Below are 25,430 nucleotides of genomic sequence, written 5' to 3' on the forward strand. Positions count from 1 at the left end.
TAACTGATCGGCATTAGACCTCGTGGTCGACTTTTCTTTGGACGTTCTTATCTAAACTAGATAGACGATCAAGACTTCTGCATACGCTTTTTCAAGCGCGCTAAATCAATTGCACTTGAGCGTACAGTAAGCTTGATGCATTCGTAGTCGTATTCTTCCTTCACCACACTCATGTTTGAGCGAATCTCACCGATAATGCCTTGTCCAGAATAAGGAATCGTGATCTCTTCTTCGATCATGCCTTGTTCAGCCACACCCACAATGTACTTGTGTAGTTTGGTGATATCGAGCGGGTCACGAGTCGAGGTCAGCATTGCATCTGGGAATTCTTCAATCAGCTCTAACTGTTCTTCTTCGCTCAATCTATCGCACTTGTTCAGTACCAATAGTTTTTCGCTGCCTTCAACGCCCACTTGCGCTAATACTTCGTGTACCACATCAAGCTGTGCGCGGAATGAAACATCAGAAGCATCAACCACATAAAGCAGTAATGAAGCATCATGCGCTTCTGCTAGTGTTGAGTGGAATGAAGCAACCAGATCGTGTGGCAGTTTCTTGATGAAACCCACCGTATCTGACACTAAGATACGCGGCTGAGTGATCGGCTGAAGTGCACGAACCGTGGTATCTAAGGTCGCGAATAGCTTATCTTCACCGCTCACTTCGGTTGCGGTCATAGCGCGCATCATCGAAGATTTACCCGCGTTGGTGTAGCCAACCAGAGCAACAGTGAAAAGCTCCGAACGCTGAGTGCGTTGGTTCTTCATTTCGTCTTGTACGCTAACCAGCTCACGCTTAAGTGCAGCAATTTGGTCACGTACTTTACGGCGGTCTAGCTCTAGTGAAGTTTCACCTGCACCCTGACCCATTTGACGCTCTTTATCACCGTCGGCCGTCTCACGCAGTCGAGGCACTAGGTAGTTTAGTCGAGCGATTTCAACTTGCAGACGTGCGGTACGAGTACGAGCATGACGGCTGAAGATCTCAATGATGATACCAGTACGGTCAAACACCTCGACACCCAAGTGAGCTTCTACATTACGCAGTTGAGATGGGCTCAAATCACAGTCGAATACCACTACGTCAGCAGTACCAAACTCCACGTCTTCAGATGGAAGATCATCAAAATCTAACTCATCGATACCAGCACGAAAATCAAAAGACTCATCGATAAAATCTTCATCTTCGGCTTCTTCAATCGAACCTTGGTAACCGGTTAAGTGTGCAATTTCTGCAAGCTTACCTGCGCCCAACACGTTTTGTCGTTGTGTTGAACTGTGGTGCTGTGATTGTGTACCGACCACTTTAAACCCTAGGGTTGTTACTAAGCGAGCAAGTTCGGCAAGAGACTCTTTTGCTTCGTCACCTTTGAAGTCCGGTGTCGTAATAGAAATAAGTAAAGCGTTACTAGCTGAGGGTTTTGCTGTTAGTTTCATGTATTCTTCTGTTTATGCACTAATGTGCAACCTAGTATTTGGTCTAAAGTAGCGCGATCCTACGCTGTTCTCGGTCAGCTTTATAGAGCTAACGGAGGCTAATTAGCGATATTATTGCAGTTAATCCATTTATCTCGTTTATCCCTCTGTTTTCGTGAGGAAATAAAACAGGCTAAAACACAAAAAAGACAGCATCACGTTACTTATTATAAGTTAGTGATACTGCCTTTGTTTAAGCTTAGACTCTCATTGAGCTACTGTCTCAAAAACTAAAAATCAATTCTCGCTTCAGTCTGAGCATCAAAGAATACCGCCTTTGATAAGTCAAAATGCAGCGGCGCCATTTGCCCAACTGACACTTCAAATTCTGGCGACAAGCGACACGCTACTTCTTGGTCGTTCACTTTCACCATCGCAATCGTATCTGGCCCTGTAGGTTCCAAGACTTCCAGCTGTAAATCTAGCTTGGTCGTTCCCGACACATCTTCACTTTCCTGCTCAGTGATGTGTTCAGGGCGCAGGCCAATCACCACTTCTTTGCCATCTTGTTCACGCATGCTTTGTGGTAATCGAATGTGGTGCTCTTGCTCAGACGTACCCGTTACTTTGATGATCGGATTCTGCTCATCATCCAAATCCACCATGGTCTTAATGAAGTTCATAGATGGTGAACCCATAAAGCCCGCCACGAACATGTTATTTGGCTTGGTGTAGATCTCTTGCGGCGTACCGAGTTGCTGCAGTTCACCATCTTTCATCACCGCAATACGGTCAGCCAAGGTCATCGCCTCGATTTGGTCATGGGTCACGTAGACAATGGTGGTGTTCAGCTTTTGGTGCAGACGTTTGATCTGGTGTCGCATCTCGACACGTAGCTTGGCATCCAAGTTAGAAAGCGGCTCATCGAACAGATACAGCTTAGGACGACGCGCCAAAGCGCGCCCCATAGCGACACGTTGACGCTGACCACCAGATAGCTGCGATGGTTTACGATCAAGCAGTTGTTCGATTTGTAGCATTTCAGCGACGCGATTCACTTCTGCGTCGATTTCGTCTTGTGGCATCTTGCGGATCTTCAAGCCGAAGGCGATATTGCCGCGTACCGTCATGTTTGGGTAAAGTGCGTACGACTGGAATACCATCGCGATGTCGCGGTCTTTAGGTTCAACCTGCGCCACGTCAACACCATCAATCACGATTTCACCCGAGCTAATATTTTCTAGCCCAGCAATGGTGTTCATTAGGGTGGATTTTCCACACCCCGAAGGGCCGACAAGTATCAAGAACTCCCCCGAATCGATACTGATGTCGATGCCCTTTAACGTTTCGTTGTCCGCGTTGCGATAGGTTTTACGGATCTGTTTTAAATCTAATGTTGCCATGGGTAATTATCCTTTTACTGATCCTGCCGTTAGGCCACGAACAAAATATTTTCCTGCGAAGACATACACCAACAGCGTTGGCAGCGCGGCGATGATCGCGGCAGCCATATCAACGTTGTATTCTTTAACGCCCGTGCTGGTGTTGACTAAGTTATTTAATGCTACGGTGATTGGCTGAGTCTCTGAGCCGGAATACACCACCCCGAACAAGAAATCGTTCCAGATTGCGGTGAACTGCCAGATCACCGTCACCATGATGATAGGCGTAGAGATCGGTAATAAGATCTTGAAGAAAATGGTAAAGAAGCCTGCACCATCCAGTTTTGCTGCTTTGATCAATTCATCCGGAATCGAGATGTAGAAGTTACGGAAAAACAGAGTTGTAAACGCCATGCCGTAGATAACGTGCACAATCACCAAGCCGATGGTTGTGTTCGCTAGCCCCATCTTGCCGAGCATGGTTGCCATTGGTAGTAGCACCACTTGGAATGGAATGAAGCAGCCAAATAACAACAAACTAAAGAACAGGTTTGAACCTCTGAATTGCCATTTCGTCACGACATAGCCATTGAATGCACCGAGCAATGTTGAAATCGCAACCGCAGGAATCACCATTTGGAACGAGTTCCAGAAGTAGCCTTTGATGCCTTCACATTTCACGCCAGTACAAGCGGTGTCCCACGCTTTATACCAAGCATCGAACACCCACTCTTTTGGCAAACTCATCAGGTTGCCCGCCTTGATGTCTGGCAGAGTTTTGAATGACGTCAGCGCCATTACGAACAATGGCATTAGGTACACTAAACAGAAGAAAAGCAGTGCTGAATAAATAAAGATTCGAGCAAAATTGATGTTGTTCATCATGACTTTTTCTCCCTAAGTTCAGAGTAAAGATAAGGCACGAGAATCGCTAAAATGCCGGCAAGCATCATCATGGCACTGGCAGCACCAAGGCCGATTTGACCACGAGTAAATGAGTGGGCATACATGAATAGCGCTGGAAGATCCGATGAATAACCCGGGCCGCCTGCCGTCATTGCCGTCACAAGGTCAAAGCTCTTAATTGCAATGTGTGAGGTGATGATCACCGCACTGAAAACCACAGGGCGCAAGCAAGGTAAAATGATTTTGAGATAGATAGTGGGTAAGCTTGCCCCATCGATTTGAGCCGCTTTGATGATTGAAGAATCGATGCCACGCAGACCGGCTAAGAACATCGCCATCACGAATCCAGAAGACTGCCAAAGTGCTGCGATAACCAAGGTGTAAACCGACATTTCAGAATTGACGAGCCAGTCAAATTTGAAGTCAGTAAATCCCCAGTCTTGCATCAGCTTTTCAATGCCAAGACCCGGGTTAAGAATCCATTTCCACGCCGTACCCGTCACAATGAATGACAACGCCATTGGGTAGAGGTAGATAGTACGAATCGCGCCTTCTTGACGGATATTTTGGTCAAGCAATACCGCTAAACCAACGCCTAGCAAGATAGCAATCGCCATGAATAGAAAACCAAACACACCAAGGTTGGTGATTGAGGTGACCCAACGATCGTTATCCATCAGCTTTTCATATTGGGTTAAACCAACGAAGTTGAAGCTCGGAAGAAATCGAGAGTTGGTGAACGACAGTGCGGCCGTCCAAAATATATAGCCGTAGATACACACCACGGTCACTAACGCAGTTGGCGCCAGCACAATTTTAGGTAACCAATGTTGCAACCTGTCAGCAAAACTCGGTTTCGGTGCAGGCTGGCTCCTTGTGGGTTTTGGAGTCGACTCAGTCAAAACATGCTCCATAACTTATCCTTGTTGCACAATCGAGCCAATGGCTTACCTTTCGGCACCACATCAGCATCACGCATATTAGAATTGGGAGTGAAGAGCAGATAGGCTTCCTACGAGCCTACCCACCCTGGGGGTTCGATAAAGCAACACAACCCGTCACTCACGTGCGTTGTGTGTCGCTTATCAAGTTAGATTAGATAGCCGCTTTCACTGCTTTTGCTAACTTAGCTGCCGCTTGTTTCGGATCGGCATCTTTCTCATTGAAGAAGTTGGTTACCACATCATAGATAGCGCCTTGAGCGTAGCTTGTTGTCGCTAGGCCGTGAGCCATACTCGGAACAAGATCGCCAGATTCAGCACTCGCTTTAAAGGTTGCCATTGAGTCCAACGCACATTGGTCAAACTTAGACATGTCCATATCTAGACGTACAGGGATAGAACCCTTGTTAAGGTTGAAGACTTCTTGGAAATCTTTAGTAAGAATGGTTTTCGCTAGATCTTGCTGCGCTTTTTGGTTCTCTTTGTCACTTAACTCAAAGAACGCAAAGCTATCGATGTTGAAGGTAAATTGGCCGTCAGTGCCCGGTGCTGGTGCACAGATGTAATCTTTACCCGGCACTTTGCCTGCCGCAGTAAACTCACCTTTCGCCCAATCGCCCATGATTTGCATCGCGGCTTCGCCATTGATAACCATTGAAGTTGCGACGTTCCAATCACGACCTGGAGAGTTGCTGTCGATGTAGTCACGCATCTTTTTGAACTTGGTGAACACTTCCACCATCTTGTCGCCAGATAATACGTCCATATCAAGATCAACGAACGCTTTGTTGTAATCTTCACTGCCTAGAACATCAAGAGCCACCGCTTCGAATACGGTTGCGTCTTGCCAAGGTTGACCACCGTGAGCCAATGGAATGAAGCCAGCTGCTTTAATCTTGTCTGCAGCAACGAAGAACTCATCTAACGTAGTTGGAACCGTAACGCCCGATTTTTCTAAAACAACAGGGTTAGCCCAAAGCCAGTTAACACGGTGAACGTTAACAGGAACCGCCACATATTCGCCATCCCACTTCATCACTTTAGTCACCACCTCTGGCAGTAACTCATCCCATTGTTCTTGTTTAGCAGTCGCATCGAGAGACGTTAGAAAACCTAAACCACCCCACTCTTGAATATCATGACCTTTGATCTGCGCGGCAGATGGAGGATTGCCCGATACTGCTCGAGTTTTCAAAACAGTCATCGCACTTTCACCGCCGCCACCAGCAACAGCAAAATCTTTCCAAGTATGGCCTTGTTCTTCAATCATCTCTTTCAGTACCGCTGCGGATTTCGCTTCGCCACCGGCAGTCCACCAGTGAAGCACTTCCACTTCACCAGCTTGAGAAAATGTTGAGGCAGCAAGAAGAGATAGAGTAAGTAGGGTTTTATTGATTTTCATTATTATCTTCCATGTTTTAGCGGACTCGACGTCCGGTTCAATAAAGAGTCTACTTATTCTGATTGATAAGATTGAAACAAAAGGTAAGCCCTATGTAACACAATTGTTACATTACACTTCTAGGCCTGTTGGGATATAGACTTTGGCTTCTAAGCCGCCTTGAGAGGAGTTGCGAATAATGAGATCTCCGCCGTGTCCGTGCAGGATATTTCGGCAGATCCCGAGGCCAAGTCCGTGTCCTTGGTCGTCGGTTGCCAGCCTAAAGTAGGGTTCAAAGACCATCTCTAGCTTGTCTTCTGGAATGCCATTACCACGGTCTTGAATAGTCACGACCACCCAAAGCTCATCACCACTAACTTCCACTACGGCAGATGAACCATACTTAACTGCGTTGTCGATTAAGTTGGTCAGTACACGCTTAATAGCCAGTGGTTTCGCGACCAATGGCTCAATGACGACCGGCTCGAACTCTACCTTTGTTTGGTATTGGTTATGAGATTCAATCACAGAGAGCACCATTTCATTGAGGTCAATAATGGCATTATTCTCGTGTAGATCGGTGTCTCTTACCGCTTGCAAAGCACCTTTGACCATCATCTCGAGCTCATCGAGATCTTTATTGAATTTGTCTTTCTTTACTTCACTCTCCAACAACTCTGCACGCAATCTTAGACGTGTTATTGGTGTCTTTAAGTCATGGGAGATCGCAGAAAAAAGGTGCTCTCGGTCGGCAACATAGCGACGAATCCGTTGCTGCATGCGATTAAAGGCTCGCGTCGCGGTGACCAATTCAGTCGCCCCCTCTTCTTTCAGTTGGGGTTGCTGAATGTCCATACTCATCTCATTAGCTGCTCTTGCTAACTTTTTCAGAGGACGCACTTGGCGACGAATCATCAAGTAAGTTAGAACCAGCAGAATAAGCGTTGAAGAAACTAAGAAGATCACCTGCTCTCTGCCAAGAATCGTATCGTCGAGCTTTACGTATGGAGCAGGCAACAATGCCGCAATGTATACCCATTCGTGACTGGTCAATTCGATTTGTACAACTAGAATGGGTGGATTCAGCGGTTCTAACGTTAAAGTATGATGTGCCCATGATCGCGGAAGATCGCTTAAATAGATGTCATTTTTGAGCAAGCGAAGGTGTTCAGGACGAGAGAAATCAACCCGCACTGACGCCACTTTATTGAGTTTGCTACTCAAAACACTTTCTATCGCTTCAATCGAGGCGGTTTTTAAGCGGGTATCGGGGATCGGTTCGACAATCAAAGCCTCTTTATTGAAAGAAACGAAGAAACGCGTTCCCCCCATATTGCGGATTTGATCCAACACGATATGACGATATTTAACGGGTAGAGATTGGAAAAAAGTCACCGTTGAAGCAAACATGTTCGCCATGCTCGACGAAGCAGAACGAATCCCTTCCAGCTCTTTGTGTTTTGATTCGCTATACCATATAGACGTTGCGATACCTTGAGCTATCACCACGGCTAACAGTGTCAACAATAAGGTTCTTGCGACTAACGAATTTGGTTTCAACCAACTCATCCAGTTCATACGAGATATTTCATCCGGAATACTTCATTGGAAATGCTTTATTAGCATTACTTCATTAACAGTAGGTCATGCTTAGTGTTCATACTGAACCGGCACAGCAAGAATGTAGCCATTACCGCGCATAGTTTTGATGTAGTGAGGGTATTTACCACTGTCGCCCAGCCGACTTCTCAGGCGACTAAGCTGCACATCAATACCACGTTCAAAAGGCAGCGCTTCGCGGCCTCTAGTGGCGAAAGAGATGGTGTCACGGTCGAGAACTTCATTAGGACGAGTCAAGAACAGCATTAACAAAGAAAAGTCACTGCCCGACAAATCCATTTCCTCTGAGTTTTCATTGTGAGAAATTCTATGCGCGAGTGTATCGAGCGTCCAATCACCAAAAACAATCTGCTTTGGCAGTGCATCACTTGGCTTGTCATCCACTACTTGAACACGTCGTAATAACGCTTTGATACGAGCCATTAATTGGCGCGGACTAAATGGCTTGGCAATGTAATCATCGGCACCAATTTCTAAACCAATAATTTGATCGGTTTCATCCGATACCGCTGTCAGCATGATGATTGGCACATTAGATTGCTTTCGAACTCGCTGACACAAGGTAAAACCATCGTCACCGGGGAGCATAACATCGAGCAGAATCAGGTCTGGATAACCTTGGCTTTGCAGGTGGGCTTCTAATTCAACACCGTCTCCAACAGAAGAGACATCGAAACCCGATTTTGTGAGGTACTCTTCCAGCAGCTCGCGGATTTCTTGATCATCATCCACCACGAGAATTCGAGTATTTGTTGGCATCGCCCAAACCTATTAAATTTACAACTTATTCACATAGTGTATAGGCTGGCCGATTATTTGATTATTGACATGTTTGTAAAGTTAGACGAACAAACAGATAAAGATCACATCTTAGTGACCTCTACCTGTACTTAGCGACTCAAAGAATCATAGAAGGTTAAGAGGAACAGCTGATTTCCATGGCTTTGCCCCACTCAGGCGGCAAGGCGGCAAGGTATTCATAGTCTGGGTGTTCTGCATAAGGGTCAGCCAGAACCACCATTAATGCTTCAATATCGCTGCTATCACCACGCTCGGCTTTATCTATGGCGAGTTGAGCAAGGTAATTTCTGAGGATGAATTTCGGGTTAACCTGTCTCATCTTTTCACAGCGCTCTGCCACTGAACTCTCTTCCAATTCGCAGCGTTGTAAGTAGTTATCCATCCACAGCTTCGCTGCCTCGCGGTCGATAACCAAATCAATCACTTCCTGTGGCGGCAAGGTATCCAAGTTCGACAACGTTCTAAAGAACCTTGGGTAATCGACTTTGTTTTGCGACATAAGCTCAAACATAGATTCAAACAAACGACTGTCACCTTCTTGTTTCGAAAGCAGCCCCAACTTACGACGCATCATCTGACTGAAATAACCATTCATTTGTGGTTCGTATTGTTCGAGTGCCGCCTCAAGTTCGGCTTTATCCACCAGAGGCGAAAGTGAGTGCGCCAGTGCCGATAGGTTCCACAATCCAATTCTAGGCTGTTGATTGAAAGCATAACGACCTTGGTAATCCGAGTGATTACAGATCAATCTTGGGTCATATTCATCAAGGAATGCGAATGGGCCATAATCGAAAGTTTGCCCGATGATAGACATGTTATCAGTGTTCATCACTCCGTGAGCAAAACCATTCGCTTGCCACAATGCGACCATTTCAGCGGTGCGATCAACAATCTCATTAAACATGGCTGCGTAGGGTTTATCTTCATCGAGACACTCAGGGAAGTGCCATTCAATGACTTTATCGGCCAGCAACTTATGCTCAGCCAACTGATTGGTATAAAACAGATGTTCAAAGTGACCGAAACGGATGTGTGATTCGGCAGCACGCACCAACAATGCGCCCCACTCTTGCTTCTCTCGATATACCGGTGTATCGCTGGTCATCATAGCCAACGCGCGAGTGGTTGGGATATTGAGCCCTGCCATCGCTTCGCTACATAAGTACTCACGAACGGTTGATCGAATAACAGCGCGTCCATCGCCCATACGTGAATAGGGCGTTTTACCGGCACCTTTAAGGTGTAAATCGAACGTTTCGCCACTTTTCGCGACAACTTGCGCTAATAACAGCCCTCTTCCATCACCTAAGTCCGGGTTATAAGAGCCAAACTGATGACCTGCGTATTTCATTGCTACAGGCAAGAATTGCTCAGGTTCAATATTGCCAGATAACGTCTCAAGCAATTCCTCGGAAGCGTTTTCAAATGACGGAAAGCCAAGTTCATTCGCAAGATTATGGTTCCATGCGAGCCATTGGACATTGCTGAGCGGTGTAGGTTGAATTGGGGTATAGAACAGTCGAGGTAATGCGGTAAATCGATTGTTAAATGAAATAGAATCCCAGACAGACATGAGAGGCACACTGTAAATAAAAGATGATTTAAGATTATCACAGTTTGATAACAACTTCAGATCAGGTTATGCAGTGAGTCTATTGAGATAAAAGGGTTAATCAGACAAAGAGATTATTCAGAGAAAAAAAGTTACTGAGAGAAAGGTACTGCTAAGAAGAGGAAAAGCTAAGTGGCTAGACTGATGAGAAGAGCCACATTTACGAGAGTAAGAGTTCTGACTTTGAAGACTTTTTAACAAGTGTATTCATAATGAAAACTGAAAATATTGAGCCATAAAACTGACTACATTAGAGCAAGAATACCCATTAGAGAAAGGGTAGAGAAAATCCAAGTGCGACTGATAACGCCGAAATTACTGTGTTGAATCATTTCTTGATGCTGCATATGTCTCTCCTCGAGAACGTGATGGTGTAACACCAATATATCGACTTTATGCCGATATCAGCAAGCACATTAATATTAACCTTTTATGACAACACCAAGAAACTTCTGTAACTATTCAACTATTTGATAAATCAAAAGCTATGCTCGACTGGTCGTCGAAAGCAGTGCACCAGCCCCAATAAAGACACCTCCAGTGACACGATTGAATACCTTGGCTCGGCCTTTAGCAAACAACCAATTTGACGATTTAGCCCCTAAATAGGCGTAAACCAATAACCAAGACAATTCCATTACAATAAAGGTCAAAGCAAACACGGTGAACTGTGGAACCAGAGCGATCGATGGGTCAATAAATTGCGGAAAAAGTGCGGTAAAAAATAGGATAGCTTTGGGATTGCTCGCGCCAACAATAAAGCCACTGAGGTAATGCTGCGCAGCACTTTCTTTAACCGATTTAGAATCGGATTGTTGATTGGATAGGTTGTCGTAATCTTGCTGACTAGAACGCAGAGACTTCCAACCAAGGTAGATTAGGTAAGCGGCTCCTGTCCATTTAATGACGTTAAACACCACTTCAGAGGAAGCAATAATCACACCCAGCCCGGTAAAGGATAACGTTAGAATTCCAGTAATCGCAGTTAAGCTACCCAGCGCGGTAAATATCGATAGTTTAAAGCCAGATTGCACACCTTTGGTCATGCATAATAAAGAGCTTGGCCCGGGCGAAGCTGTCAAAATCAGCACCGCTAATAAATAATAAATCCATGTATCAAAGCTCATCGCGAATTCTCCTTAACTCACTAAAACGACTAAACATTGACCATCAATATGTGATAGTTATTCATATTAAGCAACTAAATAATATGCAACGAATCCTCAACGCTAAGTCCCGATATCCAAAATGTAGGCAATAAAAAACGCCATGCATTGCTGCATGGCGTTTAAATTAATACAGAGAGGGTTTCTCTAATAACGAAGGTAACCCGAATCTAATCAAAGAAGCTTTTTCGATACAAAGCTTAGTCTTTGTAGAGAGAGAACTCATCTGCGCAAGCCACTAGCTGCTCACGAGTGATCATGAATACGCCATGGCCACCATTAGAGAATTCAATCCAAGTGAATGGAATCTCTGGGTACTGATCCATCATGTGAACCATTGAGTTGCCCACTTCACAGATCAGAATACCATCATCCGTTAGGTAGTTTGGTGCGTTAGCTAAGATACGACGAACCAGTTTCAGTCCATCAGTACCTGCCGCTAGGCCAAGTTCTGGTTCATGAGTAAACTCTTCTGGCAAGCTGTTCATATCTTCTTCGTCCACGTAAGGTGGATTCGATACGATCAGGTTGTATTTCTCTTTTGGCAAATCACGGAAAAGATCTGAACGGATTGGGAACACTTGCTGCTCCATGCCGTGATCTTGAACGTTCTGCTCAGCTACTTGCAATGCGTCAGTAGAAATATCAATCGCGTCTACTTCAGCATCAGGGAATGCATGAGCACAAGCAATAGCAATACAGCCACTACCCGTACAAAGGTCCATGATGCGCGTTGGCTCTTCAGTTAACCAAGGTTGGAATTGAGCTTCGATCAGCTCACCAATTGGCGAACGAGGCACAAGAACGCGTTCATCAACGAAGAACTCTAGACCACAGAACCAAGCTTTGTTGGTTAGGTAAGCCGTTGGTGTACGATCATTGATACGCTTGATTACGCGCTCAACAATACGCAGACGTTCGCTGCTCGTTAAACGAGAGTTCATAACATGCGAAGGAACATCAATCGGCAGATAAAGAGTAGGTAAAATAAGTTGTACCGCCTCATCCCACGCGTTATCAGTGCCGTGACCATAAAAAAGGCCCGCTGCGTTAAAGCGACTAACAGTCCAACGAATCACATCTTGAAGCGTGTGTAGTTCTGATACCGCTTCTTCTACAAAAATCTTATCCAAAATTGTCTCCGAAAAGCGCTACAATACTGCTAATTACGTTTCTAATTAGAATTCATAACCTGATGAGCAAAAAAGACACCGACTTCGATGACGATTTCGCCCTATTCAACGATGCAGTAAAGGGCGTTAAAAAGTTGCAACAGGATACCATAGTCCAGCAGCCAAAAAGAAATGCCAAGCAAAAAGAAATTACTCGAACGGCAAGACAAGCCAGTGATAGCGAGTTTTATTTCTCGGATGAGTTCATTCCGCATCTTAGCGAAGAAGGCCCAACACGTTATGCGCGTGATGATGTCTCTAAGTATGAGGTGAAGCGCTTACGTCGTGGTGTCTACGTACCTGATGTGTATCTTGATATGCACGGTATGACTCAACAAGAAGCGAAACGCGAGTTAGGAGCCATGATTGCGCACTGCGTGAAAGAGAGCGTGGCGTGTGCCTGTGTTCAGCACGGTATAGGTAAACACATCCTGAAACAAAAGGTGCCTTTGTGGTTAGCGCAGCACCCTGACGTGATGGCCTTTCACCAAGCACCTTTAGAGTTTGGTGGTAACGGTGCGTTGTTGGTTTTGCTTGCTATTCCAGATAAATAACTCCGACTCACTATTTCCCCCCAACGTCAAAAACAGAAAAGGGCACCTCAAATCATTGAGGTGCCCTTTTCTTTGTTATCTTTCAGCCTACAGGTTAGATAAAACCTCGACTATGGATTGATGTTCCAAAGTAACTCGCCTTTTTGTGTCTCAAGGTCGAATTCAATGCAAGCCAAACCTGACGTCGGAAACATAGGTGGCGCCATGCCCGTTGCAAATTCTGCTGTTAAGTAGCCCACTAGAGGTAAATGAGAAACAAATAAAATGGTCTCTAGTTTTTCTACTTCTGCCATTGCTACGGTCAAATCAAACACATCGTCGGACATTCCATAAGGCGTAATATCATCACAGGTTTCTACTTTCTTTCCAGAAAACGCCTGAGAGATTTCTAACCACGTTTCTTGTGCCCTTAAATATGGGCTCACAAGCACTTTATCGAATTGACTAATCCCCTGCTCATTTGCAGCTTGAGCCACTGCAAGAGATGCCATTTTCCCGCGCTTGGTTAACGCTCGTTCTGCATCCGAATCCGCAAAATGTTCTGCTTCACCGTGGCGCATTATGAATATTTTCATGTTCAGTCCTGTCTACGTAACATTTCGAAAGTCGATATATCCCATATCAGCGATACGCTACTTAGCGTTTGGCTCTCAAACTAGAGAAACCGCAGTCTATATAAATAATTATATCAAGTCACTTGCTAAAGAGTTCGACTTTCTTAACAATCTTATTAAAAGAAAATAAATCACTGATAAAAATCGATAAAAATGATTTAGAAGTCGCCAAAAAGCTCTTCATATCCCAAAATGTGATCGCAAGGTTTGCACCTCAAATCATCGCGTACATAATTTAAAAACCACCTTCTCTGGAGATGCTTCTGTGCATTTAAGCCCTAATGATGAACATCAATACCGTTACGTAACCTTGGATAACGGATTGCGAGTACTGTTAGTTCACGATCAGAACGCTCAAAAAGCTGCAGCCGCACTCGCCGTTAATGTAGGGCATTTTGATGACCCTACCGACCGAGAGGGTTTAGCGCACTACTTAGAGCATATGCTATTTTTGGGAACTGAAAAGTATCCAAAGGTCGGAGAGTTCCAAAGTTTTATCAGCCAACATGGCGGTAGCAACAATGCTTGGACCGGAACCGAACACACCTGCTTCTTTTTTGATGTTGAATTGAATGCCTTTGAAACCGCACTCGATCGCTTCAGCCAATTTTTCACAGCGCCACTTTTTAACGAAGAAGCACTAGATAAAGAACGCCAAGCCGTTGATTCCGAATATAAAATGAAACTCAACGACGACTCGCGACGCTTGTACCAAGTTACCAAAGAACTGGTGAATCACAATCACCCATTCTCGAAGTTTTCTGTCGGTAATATCGAGACGTTAGGTGACAGAAACGGTGAAACGATTCGACAAGAGATCTTGGCTTTCCACCAGCAACAATATTCAGCCGATCTAATGACGCTGACACTGTCTGGCAATCAATCATTAGATGAGATGCAAAGTTGGGTTGAGGAGCGTTTTAGCTCGATTACCAATCACAAACTACAAGGTAAAAAGGTTGCAGTTCCGATTGTTGGCGAATTAAGCACGGGTGTACAAGTACACGTTAAACCGATAAAAGAAGTACGCAAACTTATCTTAACCTTCCCAATGCCAAGCATGGATGAACACTACGGGGTTAAGCCATTATCATTCTTTGCACACCTTATCGGTTACGAAGGCGAAGGCAGTTTAATGATGCAGCTGAAAGAGAAAGGTTGGATTACTTCCCTCTCGGCAGGTGGCGGCGCAAGTGGCAGTAACTATCGTGACTTCACGATCAGTTGCTCAATGACCATCGAAGGCTTAACCAAAACCGATAACGTCGTTCAAGCAATATTTCAGTACATCAAACTCATTGAACAACAAGGCATCGAAGAGTGGCGTTATCTTGAAAAACGCGCCGTTTTAGAGTCTGCTTTCCGCTTTCAAGAGCCAGCAAGACCGCTTGATGTCGTCAGCCACCTCGTCATCAACATGCAGCACTACCAAGAGCAAGATGTGGTGTATGGCGATTACAAAATGTCGCATTTCGATGACGAATTACAGCGTTCTTTGCTGCCTTACTTAACCGTAGACAACATGCGAGCGACCATTGTTGCTCAGGGATTCGAGTATGACAGGGAAGCGAAGTGGTACTTTACTCCCTACTCGGTCACACCTTTTAGCGCTGAACAAGTTCAATGCTTTACGTGCATTAACCCCGGTTGGCAGTTTGAACTCCCAAGCAAAAACCCGTTTATTTGCTACGATCTAGACCCGACTGAACTGGAAGGTGACGCTAAGTTCCCACAACTGTTAGAAGAGCTCGACGGCTTTAAGCTGTGGCACCTGCAAGACCATCAATTTCGAGTTCCTAAAGGTGTGGTGTATGTCGCTATCGATAGCCCGCACTCAGTTGCTAGCCCAAGAAATATCGTTAAAACACGCTTGTGCGTAGAGATGTTCTTAGACTCACTCGAAAAAGATACGTATCAGGCTGAAATCGCCGGAATGGGCTACAACATGTACACCCATCAGGGCGGTGTAACGCTCACTCTGTCCGGGTTTAGCGAGAAACAGCCACAACTGCTCAATATGATTCTTGAACGTTTCCAAGCACGCGACTTTAGTCCAACACGCTTCGAAACCATCAAGCATCAATTGCTCAGAAACTGGAACAACGCGTCGCAAGATCGCCCTATTTCGCAGTTGTTTAATGCAATGACTGGGATACTTCAACCAAATAACCCGCCTTATTCCGTGTTAATTGAAGCCCTAGAAACGATAGAGGTCGATGAGCTCTCCTCTTTTGTTCAAGCAATCTTGGCGGAACTTCATGTTGAGATGTTTGTGTATGGCGACTGGAAAAAAGCCGATGCACACAAGATGGCTGAAACGCTAAAAGATGCACTGCGTGTTCAAGATCAGGCTTACGAAGAATCACTGCGCCCGCTCATCATGCTCGGTGAAAACGGCAGCTTCCAACGTGAAGTGGTGTGTAACCAAGATGATTCAGCAATTGTGGTTTATTACCAATGCCCTGATATTTCACCTAAAAATATCGCGCTGTATTCATTGGCAAACCATTTGATGTCGGCCACTTTCTTCCATGAGATACGAACCAAGCAGCAGCTAGGTTACATGGTCGGTACTGGCAATATGCCGCTCAACCGACACCCTGGTATTGTGTTGTATGTGCAATCACCGAATGCCGCCCCTGCTGACTTGTTAGCTTCAATAGATGAGTTCCTCAATGCCTTTTACATGGTGCTGTTGGAGCTTAACGACTATCAATGGCACAGCAGTAAGCGCGGTCTCTGGAATCAGATTTCGGCACCAGATACGACTTTGCGAGGGCGAGCTCAGCGCTTATGGGTTGCGATAGGCAATAAGGATGTTGAGTTCAACCAGAGAGAGCGCGTATTGGAAGACCTTAAGGGGTTAACTCGCTCAGACATGATGCGTTTTGTGGTTAGCCAGCTAAAACCACGCACGGCAAATCGCCTGATTATGCATGCTCACGGTAATGCTCATAATGAGGAAGAGAAGCTGTCAGCAGGTGTTGAAATTGGCTCTATTGATGAGTTTCAGTTACGCCCGAAAGATACTGAGCTAGGCTGATAAAGCTGGAATGAAAATCATAAGGTTGATGTGAAAGCATCAACCTTTTTTATTGGATGCAGCCCAAAAGCAGATCTCCTATTACGCTCCTTCGTCGCTTTAGGAGATGACGGTAGTTTTGATTGACGTGTGTTTGACCACCTTTCTAATCAACGCAATAACTTACTTTTTATCTCTCAATCATCATTCCCGAGAAGGAGGAACGACTGAGTCGGGAATCTCATTCCTTTCACACTCGTTCATAAAACAGAAAAGCCCGCATCAATTGCTTGATACGGGCTTCTTAATCAATGAGTTAGAGAGTTACTTGTAGAAAGACTCACCCAATCCAGCACGTGTCAGTAGGCCATCACATGGCGCGAAACGATCACCGTACTTCTTAGCGAAATCGTTCATCATCTCAACCAGTGACTTAATGCCGATTTGATCCATATAACGGAACGGACCACCTAGGAATGGCGGGAAACCGATACCGAAAATCGCACCGATATCACCATCACGAGGGCTGCGGATAATGCCGTCGTCTAGACAACGAACCGCTTCGTTTAGCATAGGTAACACACAGCGCATCGCGATATCGTTATCGCTCAACTTAGGATCTGGTTGCAGCTCAAGCAGCTTGTAAACTGACTTATCCACCTCCTTCTTCTTGCCTTTGTAAGTGTAGAAACCTTTACCACTCTTGCGGCCTTTACGATTGTCATTCAAAAGAATATCGAACACATCAGGACCTTGGAAACGATCGCCAAGCTCATTCACTAAAATCGGAATGATCTTCGCACCGATATCAACACCCACCTCATCTAATAAAGTGATAGGACCAACCGGGAAACCGAAGTCCAATAACGTGCTGTCGAGCTTTTCAATCGGCTCGTTCGCTAGCAGTAAATGCGCTGCTTCGTTCATGTACGGAGCAAGAATACGGTTCACATAAAAACCAGCCGTGTCTTTCACAACAATCGGCGTTTTACCTTGCTTCTTCGCTAATGCAACAACCGTAGAAATCGTCTCTTCTGACGTAGTTTCATGAGGGATAACTTCTACTAGCGGCATTTTTTCGGCTGGGCTGAAGTAGTGAAGACCGACCACGTTTTCTGGTCGCTGCGCCTTCTCCGCAATCTTATGGATCGGCAATGAAGACGTATTCGTCGCGAAAATAGTCTCTGGCTTGGCATTGGCTTCGATGTCCGCAACCATTGACTGCTTAAGGTCGAGGTCTTCAAATACCGCTTCAATCACCACATCGGTGTGATTAAAGCTCGTAAAGTCGATACCACCAGACAGTTGAAGCATCTTACTTTCAAGGCCCGCTCGGCTCAGAATGCGACGCTTACGCTGCTTATCGAACAACTTGAAGTTGTAGTTAAGCGCGTTCAGTACACCTTCATTTGATACGTCTTTAATGCGTACAGGCACTTTCGCCTTAGCAACACTGACATGGCTGATGCCTGCGCCCATAAGACCACCGCCTAGCACACCAACACGCTTAACCGCTTTGGGTTCTGCGTCTGCGCCGTGTTCTTTTTTCATTTCCGTGGTTGCAAAGAAAATCGAACGAAGGGCTTTAGACTCTGAAGTCATAACCAGTTCTGAGAAACGCTTCGCTTCATACTGAAGACCTTTATCAAAGCCGTTCTCAAGGCCATAACGAATCACGTCTAAAATCGCATCCGCTGCTGGGTAATTGCCGCGTGTTTTCTGATTGGTCTTCTTAGAAGCTTGTTCAAAAATCACTTTACGACCAAGGCCGTTACGTGAAATCAGCTTTTCTTTGGTCGACGCTTGGCTTTTCGACGCAAGGCGCTTACCTTTTTTACTGCCCGTATTCTTTCCAACAAAGCTTTTAGCGACTTCAAGCAGGATAGTTTCAGGCACACAAGCATCGACAACACCGAGCGATTTCGCTTTCTTAGCGCGCAGTTGCTTACCCGTAAGGATTAGGTCAAGAGATGGCAACAAACCAATAAGGCGAGGTAGACGCTGTGTACCGCCAGAGCCTGGTAACAGACCTAACTGTACTTCTGGCAGACCAACGCGAGTCTTATCTGAATCGGTACATACACGGTAATCACACGCCAGTGCAAGCTCTAAACCACCACCTAAACATGGGCCGTGAATCGCTGCGACTACTGGGTACGGTAGTTCAGAAAGCGTTTGGAACATCTCCTGCCCTTGGCGAGCCAGAGACTGTGCTTCGTCAGCCGTTTTACACGCATCAAGCATTCTTACATCAGCACCAGCGATAAAGTTATCTGGCTTAAGAGAATGAACGATTAGGCCCTTAACTCGGCTTTGCTTTTCTTTGAGTTGCTCGAAGATGGCTTTCATTTCTTCAGCAAAAGCCGCTTGCAGCGTGTTCATTTTCTCGTTTGGTACATCAATCGCTAACCAAGCAATATCTTGCTCATCGATATTGAGAGTAAATGCTGTCGCTTTCTTTTTGGTTGATTCAGTCGCAGAGGTTGAATCTGGTTGAGCGACTGTTTCTTTTTTTGTTGTTGCATCAAGAGTCGTAGACATTATTCTACCTCCAAGATCATTGCTGCACCTAAACCACCAGCCGCACACGCTGTGTTCAGTGCCAAGCCGCCACCGCGACGTTTCAGTTCACGTAATGTTTGAGTCATCATGCGTGCGCCAGTCGCTGCAAACGGATGTCCGTAAGCAATCGAGCTACCCAGCACGTTGAACTTCTCCATATCAATCTCACCGATCGCTTTATCGCGGCCAAGATTCTTCTGTGCAAACTCATCGCTTGCGAACATTTTCACGTTAGCCAAAACTTGGGCAGCGAATGCTTCGTGCATTTCGATCAGTGTTAGGTCTGACAACTCTAAACCGGTGTTCTTTAATACTTGTGAGGTCGCGTAAGTCGGGCCCATCAGCATATCTGTTTCAACACCAATCGCTGAGAACGCATAACCACGAATATAACCAAGCACTTCTAAGCCTAGTTCTTTCGCTTTACCTTCGCGCATCAACATCACTGCTGCACCGCCATCGGTAAGAGGCGTAGCATTGGCTGCCGTTACACTGCCGTACTTTCTATCAAAAGCAGGACGCAGCTTAGCGTAACCTTCAACCGTTGAGTCGTGGCGAATGTTGTTGTCTTCCGCTAGATACTTTTTGTAAGGCGCCGGGAATGCAGTCATCACTTCGTCTTTAATCTTGCCTTCTTTCCATGCCTGAGAAGCCAAAGAGTGAGAACGGTGAGCAAGTGCATCTTGAGCTTCGCGAGTAATACCATGCGTCTTAGCCATTTGCTCAGCCGTTTGTCCCATGGATAAACCGGTCGAGTATTCAGCAACTGCAGGTGGTACTGGCATCAAATCTTTTACGGAAAGTGTTTTAAGAATTTTCAGCTTTTGACCCATAGTTTTCGTTTTACTCAGCGCTAATAGATTTGCCGCTAACTTTTTCGAAACACCGATAGGCAATACAGAAGAAGAGTCCGCACCGCCCGCAATACCGATATCAATCGTGCCAGCCATAATGCTTTCGGTCACGTTAACTGCCGCTTGGAAGCTGGTCGCACATGCTCGTGTGACACTGTAGGCATCGGTATTGATGTTCATGCCTGTGCCCAACACGATTTCACGCGCAATGTTCGGCGCTTCTGGCATTTGCACTACTTGGCCGAACACAACTTGTTCGATAAGCGCAGGATCGACATCCGTTCTTGCAAGCATTTCGCTCACAACCATTTTGCCTAGGTCAACCGCAGGCACTTGGCTAAATTCTGTGCTCTGACGAGCAAATGGGGTTCGTAATCCAGCGACAACGGCAACACGTTCTCCAGAACGCGTTTTGACTTCCTGTTTGCCCATGGTTTCTCCTTAAAGTTAAGAGGTCTGACCTGAAGCATTGTAAAGAAGTTGTTAATTAAATCAAACGAGCGTTTAAATAAACGTGATACGAGTATCTCACTGTTTGAAAATATAACTGCGCATTCAGGCGAACCTTTTGGGGGGAAAGGTTGTCGTAAGAGACTAAACTATTGTAAGCAAAGACTGTTATCGCTGTGTAGGGAATGGTTTTCTTGAGGCAAAAAAAAACCACACAAAGCTGTGTGGTCGGAATGTATATAAAGCAATTAACTTAGCGCCAATTGAAATAATCAGTTTCCTGATTAGGAGAAAGTAAAGTCAGCCTTCAAAAGGAAGTGTCGTCTTGCTCAACATGCTAGCCACGAATGACTAACTAGACGACAAGGTGTACTATAACGGGTTCGAGGCCTTAGATTTTGAAGTAGATCAATTTTAATGTGATTTTACGATTTCCTGCCGATCGTTAGCTCTAAAAATATAAAAACGAAGCACAACGTATAGAGGACAGCTATACGCAGAGCAATTATGGAGGCTCGTGTGTCAATAATAAAAATGTTTGGAAAGAAAACAGCCAAGCGTCCGGTCAACTCTGATATGGACAAACAAAGAAAATACGAAGCACTTGTGCGCGCCTATCATCGTGACCTCTTTCGCTACGCCTATTGGTTATGCAAAGACAAAAGCATTGCCGAAGACTTAGTTCAAGAAACTTGCCTTCGTGCATGGAAGTCACTCGATAGCCTTCAAGATGAAAAAGCCGCCAAATCTTGGCTGATTACCATCTTGAGACGCGAGAACGCTCGACGTTTTGAACGCAAACAGTTTGATCTGGTTGATATCGACGATCACGGTAACGATGCTAGTGTCAGTGATGACCCGCACCATCAGCATCAGTGGTTGCAAGCCCAGATCATGAAACTTGAAATTGATTACCGTGAACCTCTCTTCTTGCAAGTGATTGGTGGTTTTAGTGGTGATGAGATTGCCGATATTCTCGATCTCAACAAAAACACGGTGATGACACGTTTATTCAGAGCTCGAAATCAGTTGAAAGAGCTGTTGGATACAGAAGAGGCAGAGAGGGGGCAACATAATGGATGATTTGGAATTTCGTCGTCGTGTATTGTCGGAACCTAAACAACGTACACAAGATATTGTTGATGCGACCGCGAATAGCGAAGCCAATAGTAACTTCTTAGACGATGTACTAGCGCTTGATAAACAGATCCACTCTGCGATGAATGTGGATGTGCCAGACGATCTTGCTGATCGTATTCTGTTCAATCAGACCTCAAGCGAAGAAAGCAAAGTAGTAAGGCCAACGTTTGCGAGACGAGCAATGGCAATGGCCGCCTCAGTAGCATTCGTTGCAGGTTTATTAGTTGGCCAAGTGAATTGGGGAAATGCATTCGTTTCACCTGCGCAAGCTAGTTTAGTTGATACAGCGATGAAGCATGTTGTTGATGAGAAGAGCTTTGTTAGTAGCATCGATGAACAGGTTACATCGCAGCAGATCAACGCAAAAATGAACCCATTTGCTTTTCAGTTTGATGACGCTTTCCCTTACCATGTTTATTACCTAAACCACTGTGGCTTTGGTAAATCCAACGCAGTACATATGGTCTTCCAAGGCGCAAAAGGCAAAGTAACACTGTTTTTAACCGGTATTCCAACAGACAAACCTATCGATTTTGATGAAAAAGGCATGTCCGGCTCGGTAACACCCGTAGATGGCAGCAGCTTAATCCTTGTGGGTGAAAATGGTGAGGATGTTTCCAAAATCGCCGAAAAGCTGACAAAAATGATCAAACCAATGAGCTAATTCGCTCTTAAAGCCCCGTCACAAAAGGCCCAGCAATTATATTACTGATATTGCTGGGCTTTATTTATAAATAAACCACGAAACCATTCACACCACCAATACCTCTAGAGTTAAAACTCTAAAAAACAGCATTTCACACCATTTTCGTGCCAGATAGGCGTCATTTCCATAATTTTCCACTCAAAATTCCCAATGGTCGGATTTGTATATCGTATACTTCCGAATAGGATCAGCCACCATTGAGCAATTGCTCAAATTAATCGCCCTGTAGAGGCGGATATATAAAGGAATAAATGAATGACTACCAACAACACGCGTCTGTTTAAAAAGTCTCTTTTAGCAGTAACAATCACACTGGCGTCTTCGCAAGCGATGGCAGCAGGTTTCCAACTTAACTCACAATCAGCAACCGGCCTTGGTCGTGCTTTCGCTGGTGATGCAGTAATTGCAGATAACGCTTCTGTGATGGCACGTAACGCAGCAGGTATGGCGTTATTTGACTCATCTGAATTTTCAGTTGGTGTTAACTATATCCAAACTGATATTGATATAACCGATACTACATTTGCAGGTCAAGTACCAGTTGCTGACGCAAATAACAGCAGCGGAACTGCTGTTCCAAACATTTACTACATTCACCGACTAGATGATACTTGGGCCTTTGGTGCTGGTATTTACTCTAATTTTGGTACAACTAATAACTTTGACAGCAGCTATGGTGCTGGTACTGCCGGATTAGGTGGACCAACGAGCCCTGGAGCAATGGTGTTCGGTGGGACTACAGAGATCAAGAGCATAAACTATGCCTTGACTGTTTCGTATCGTGTAAATGAACAAGTAGCATTAGGTGCTGGCTTAGATATTATTCAGGGCAGCGGTAAACTAGTTCGTCCAACGGGACTAGGAGTAAATGCTGTAGATATTGATGCTGATGGCATTGGTCTTGGCTGGAATGTCGGTGCTGTATACGAGCTAGATTCAGCGAACCGTTTTGGTCTATCTTACCATTACAGTCCAGAAATCGAAGCTGATGGTGATGTAGCAGTTGGTGGTAGCTCTGCTGCCGCAGATAAAGTTTACCTTTCTCTTCCGAGCATGGCTGAATTCTCTGGTTACCATGAAATTCAAGATACTAAATTTGCAGTCCATTACTCTGTTCAATGGATTGGGTGGAGCACATTCGATACACTAGATATCAATACTCCAGCAGGACGAACAGCACTTAGCGAATACCAATGGCAAGACGGATGGCATTACGCAATTGGTGGTACATATTTTTTAAACGATGCTTGGACTCTCCGTGCTGGCTACATGTATGACACAGCAGCTCAAGATAAGTTAACTTCAATTTCAGTGCCAGATTCTGATCGTCAATGGTTCTCAGCTGGTTTCTCATATGCATTCGAGAAGCAACATACCGTTGATTTTGGCTTCACTTACCTGCTAGGCGAAGATGTAGATGTAAACGAGGGTAATGGTGCGCTAACAGCAACTACTCACGCAGACGCTATCTTAGCTGGTATCCAATACAGCTACAGCTTCTAATATAAGCCAATAAGTAATCCCCAAAGGGTCGCATTACGCGACCCTTTTTTATTGCATAACCCACTGACCAACATCAATTTAAGCTTACAGCTGTAGCCTGCAGAGGCAAAATATGCCTACAAGTGTACGCTCAAACTTCGCAACACAGCCGAAACATTTAGATTATTTCTCTAATAATTAAACACATTTACTCATTTAATCCCTAAAACACTGTTTTATTCGAATTTCATTTTTAAAGTAATAACTCTAAACGTAGAATCACGACACTAAATACTTATGATTCAGCGAACATAATAATGAAAATGAATAAGACTCTTCTATCTGTTGCAGTGGCAGTTGGACTACTTTCGACTTCTACCGTCACTCACGCGGCAGGTTTTCAACTAGCAGAATACTCAGCAACAGGCCTTGGCCGCGCATACGCTGGTGAAGCTGCAATGGCTGACGGCGCAGACGCACAATGGCGTAACCCTGCCATGCTGACTTACCTAGAAGGTACTCAGGTTTCTGTTGGTGCTATCTATGTTGACCCTAACATCGATATCGACGGTACTTCTACGTCCATGATGGGACAATCTACTTCGTCAAATTCTAGCGATTTTGCGCACAGTGCAGTAATCCCAAACTTTTATGTTTCTCATAAGTACAACGACAAGTTCGCATTAGGCTTTGCTGCTGGCACTAACTACGGTATGGAAACAGACCTAGGTAAAGACTTTGGTGGCGCAAACCACGGTAACGAAGCAAGTGTTACTACGATGGAGCTAAACCTAAACGCGGCTTACCAAGTACTTGAAAGCGTATCTATTGGTGGTGGTATTCGTTACATCATGGCTGAAGGTAGCTTTGGAGCGGTATCTACAGTTAACTCTCTAGTTCCTATGCCTCAAGGTACAGCTTTAAAATACATGGAAGGTGATGACACAGCGTGGGGCTGGCAAGTTGGTACCGCTTGGCAGATCAATGAAAACAACCGCCTTGGTTTTACCTACAAGTCAGAAGTAGACCTAACGCTTGAAGGCCACGCAAATGGTGTCGCTTTTGATGCTGTTGCTGGCGCTTTAGGTACTCCTGTGAAGTCAAAATATAACGGCTCAATGCAACTTGCATTGCCAGCTACCGCCGAGCTAGCAAGCTTCCATCAACTATCAGATAAGGTCGCTGTACATGCGAGCGTTAACTGGACTAACTGGAGCAGCTTTAAAGAACTAGTAGCTGACATCCCTGAATTCGGTCCTGCTCGAACTCAAGATATCAAGCAAGAGAACTGGGAAGATAACTACCGCTTTGCTCTTGGTACTACTTACCAAATGACGCCTAAGTTAGCTCTACGCTCTGGTATCGCATACGATACTTCAGCGGTAAGCGATGAGCACCGTACGGCAACGATCCCAGAAACAGACCGCACTTGGTTAAGCATTGGTGCTGGATATCAATGGTCTGAGCAACTAACTCTAGATGCTGGCTTCACTTACATTCTAGCTAAAGACGCAAAAATGGTTGAAGATGACGCAAGTTCTGCACCATTTGGTGGTGACTTCGAAGGTGAAGTAACAGGTAGCATCTGGCTAGTAGGTATCCAAGCGAACTACCGCTTCTAATCTACCTCCCTAAAAGTAGAAAGCATTA

At 45.1% G+C, this 25,430-nt stretch carries 19 protein-coding genes; 6 read left to right on the forward strand and 13 right to left on the reverse strand.

Annotation, left to right across the window (positions count from 1 at the left end; translation table 11 throughout):
- Window positions 1-68 precede the first annotated feature (68 nt).
- From hflX to prmB, 10 genes are all read right to left on the reverse strand, one after another.
- On the reverse strand, window positions 69-1,436 hold the full coding sequence (hflX, locus tag AB4351_RS02575; RefSeq protein ID WP_372124997.1) for a GTPase HflX: 1,368 nt from the start codon (window positions 1,434-1,436) through the stop codon (window positions 69-71).
- A 269-nt stretch (window positions 1,437-1,705) separates the two neighbouring features.
- Window positions 1,706-2,818, reverse strand: a complete 1,113-nt coding sequence (locus tag AB4351_RS02580; protein ID WP_372124999.1) for an ABC transporter ATP-binding protein — start codon at window positions 2,816-2,818, stop codon at window positions 1,706-1,708.
- A gap of 6 nt (window positions 2,819-2,824) precedes the next feature.
- The gene (locus AB4351_RS02585; RefSeq protein WP_009848502.1) at window positions 2,825-3,682 is read right to left on the reverse strand and encodes a carbohydrate ABC transporter permease; all 858 of its coding nucleotides are present in this window, start codon (window positions 3,680-3,682) and stop codon (window positions 2,825-2,827) included.
- The gene (locus AB4351_RS02590) at window positions 3,679-4,617 is read right to left on the reverse strand and encodes a carbohydrate ABC transporter permease (protein WP_372125001.1); all 939 of its coding nucleotides are present in this window, start codon (window positions 4,615-4,617) and stop codon (window positions 3,679-3,681) included. Before AB4351_RS02590 ends, AB4351_RS02585 begins: the two co-directional genes overlap by 4 nt.
- A gap of 181 nt (window positions 4,618-4,798) precedes the next feature.
- A complete protein-coding gene (locus tag AB4351_RS02595) occupies window positions 4,799-6,046 on the reverse strand; it encodes an ABC transporter substrate-binding protein (RefSeq protein WP_004736057.1) in 1,248 nt (415 codons plus the stop codon).
- Between the two features lie 111 nt (window positions 6,047-6,157).
- Window positions 6,158-7,603 carry an ATP-binding protein gene (locus tag AB4351_RS02600; RefSeq protein WP_017076787.1) on the reverse strand — a complete coding sequence of 482 codons (1,446 nt, stop codon included), beginning with the start codon at window positions 7,601-7,603 and terminating at the stop codon, window positions 6,158-6,160.
- 72 nt (window positions 7,604-7,675) lie between these two features.
- Window positions 7,676-8,404 carry a response regulator gene (locus tag AB4351_RS02605; protein ID WP_121603504.1) on the reverse strand — a complete coding sequence of 243 codons (729 nt, stop codon included), beginning with the start codon at window positions 8,402-8,404 and terminating at the stop codon, window positions 7,676-7,678.
- A 157-nt stretch (window positions 8,405-8,561) separates the two neighbouring features.
- Entirely contained in the window at window positions 8,562-10,019 is a 1,458-nt protein-coding gene (locus AB4351_RS02610; RefSeq protein WP_372125003.1) for a protein adenylyltransferase SelO, read from the reverse strand.
- A gap of 524 nt (window positions 10,020-10,543) precedes the next feature.
- The gene (locus tag AB4351_RS02615) at window positions 10,544-11,185 is read right to left on the reverse strand and encodes a LysE family translocator (protein WP_017087910.1); all 642 of its coding nucleotides are present in this window, start codon (window positions 11,183-11,185) and stop codon (window positions 10,544-10,546) included.
- 239 nt (window positions 11,186-11,424) lie between these two features.
- Window positions 11,425-12,357 carry a 50S ribosomal protein L3 N(5)-glutamine methyltransferase gene (gene prmB / locus AB4351_RS02620; RefSeq protein WP_017076792.1) on the reverse strand — a complete coding sequence of 311 codons (933 nt, stop codon included), beginning with the start codon at window positions 12,355-12,357 and terminating at the stop codon, window positions 11,425-11,427.
- Window positions 12,358-12,419: 62 nt separating this feature from the next.
- On the opposite strand from prmB, the gene smrB reads away from it, so the two are divergent.
- Entirely contained in the window at window positions 12,420-12,950 is a 531-nt protein-coding gene (smrB, locus tag AB4351_RS02625; RefSeq protein WP_004736048.1) for an endonuclease SmrB, read from the forward strand.
- A gap of 110 nt (window positions 12,951-13,060) precedes the next feature.
- On the opposite strand, the gene sixA is transcribed toward smrB, so the two are convergent.
- The gene (gene sixA, locus AB4351_RS02630; protein ID WP_017076794.1) at window positions 13,061-13,525 is read right to left on the reverse strand and encodes a phosphohistidine phosphatase SixA; all 465 of its coding nucleotides are present in this window, start codon (window positions 13,523-13,525) and stop codon (window positions 13,061-13,063) included.
- A gap of 304 nt (window positions 13,526-13,829) precedes the next feature.
- Between sixA and AB4351_RS02635 the strand changes: the two genes are divergently transcribed.
- Window positions 13,830-16,607, forward strand: a complete 2,778-nt coding sequence (locus AB4351_RS02635; protein WP_372125007.1) for an insulinase family protein — start codon at window positions 13,830-13,832, stop codon at window positions 16,605-16,607.
- A gap of 303 nt (window positions 16,608-16,910) precedes the next feature.
- Here AB4351_RS02635 and fadJ read toward each other — a convergent pair whose 3' ends face one another.
- Window positions 16,911-19,127 carry a fatty acid oxidation complex subunit alpha FadJ gene (gene fadJ, locus AB4351_RS02640; protein WP_372125009.1) on the reverse strand — a complete coding sequence of 739 codons (2,217 nt, stop codon included), beginning with the start codon at window positions 19,125-19,127 and terminating at the stop codon, window positions 16,911-16,913.
- Window positions 19,127-20,434 (reverse strand): acetyl-CoA C-acyltransferase FadI, encoded by a 1,308-nt coding sequence (gene fadI, locus AB4351_RS02645; protein ID WP_017060645.1) that lies wholly within the window; start codon window positions 20,432-20,434, stop codon window positions 19,127-19,129. Before fadI ends, fadJ begins: the two co-directional genes overlap by 1 nt.
- Window positions 20,435-20,986: 552 nt before the next feature.
- Here fadI and AB4351_RS02650 point away from each other — a divergent pair.
- From AB4351_RS02650 to AB4351_RS02665, 4 genes are all read left to right on the forward strand, one after another.
- Window positions 20,987-21,535 (forward strand): sigma-70 family RNA polymerase sigma factor, encoded by a 549-nt coding sequence (locus AB4351_RS02650; RefSeq protein WP_017060646.1) that lies wholly within the window; start codon window positions 20,987-20,989, stop codon window positions 21,533-21,535.
- Complete coding sequence (locus AB4351_RS02655; protein ID WP_017060647.1) at window positions 21,528-22,256, forward strand: DUF3379 domain-containing protein; 729 nt, start codon at window positions 21,528-21,530, stop codon at window positions 22,254-22,256. Before AB4351_RS02650 ends, AB4351_RS02655 begins: the two co-directional genes overlap by 8 nt.
- Before the next feature lie 297 nt (window positions 22,257-22,553).
- Window positions 22,554-23,801, forward strand: a complete 1,248-nt coding sequence (locus AB4351_RS02660) for an outer membrane protein transport protein (protein WP_372125011.1) — start codon at window positions 22,554-22,556, stop codon at window positions 23,799-23,801.
- A gap of 296 nt (window positions 23,802-24,097) precedes the next feature.
- On the forward strand, window positions 24,098-25,402 hold the full coding sequence (locus AB4351_RS02665) for an outer membrane protein transport protein (protein ID WP_372125013.1): 1,305 nt from the start codon (window positions 24,098-24,100) through the stop codon (window positions 25,400-25,402).
- Window positions 25,403-25,430: the final 28 nt, after the last annotated feature.

This window comes from Vibrio sp. 10N.261.51.F11, assembly GCF_041471665.1.
GTDB lineage: Bacteria > Pseudomonadota > Gammaproteobacteria > Enterobacterales > Vibrionaceae > Vibrio > Vibrio crassostreae_C.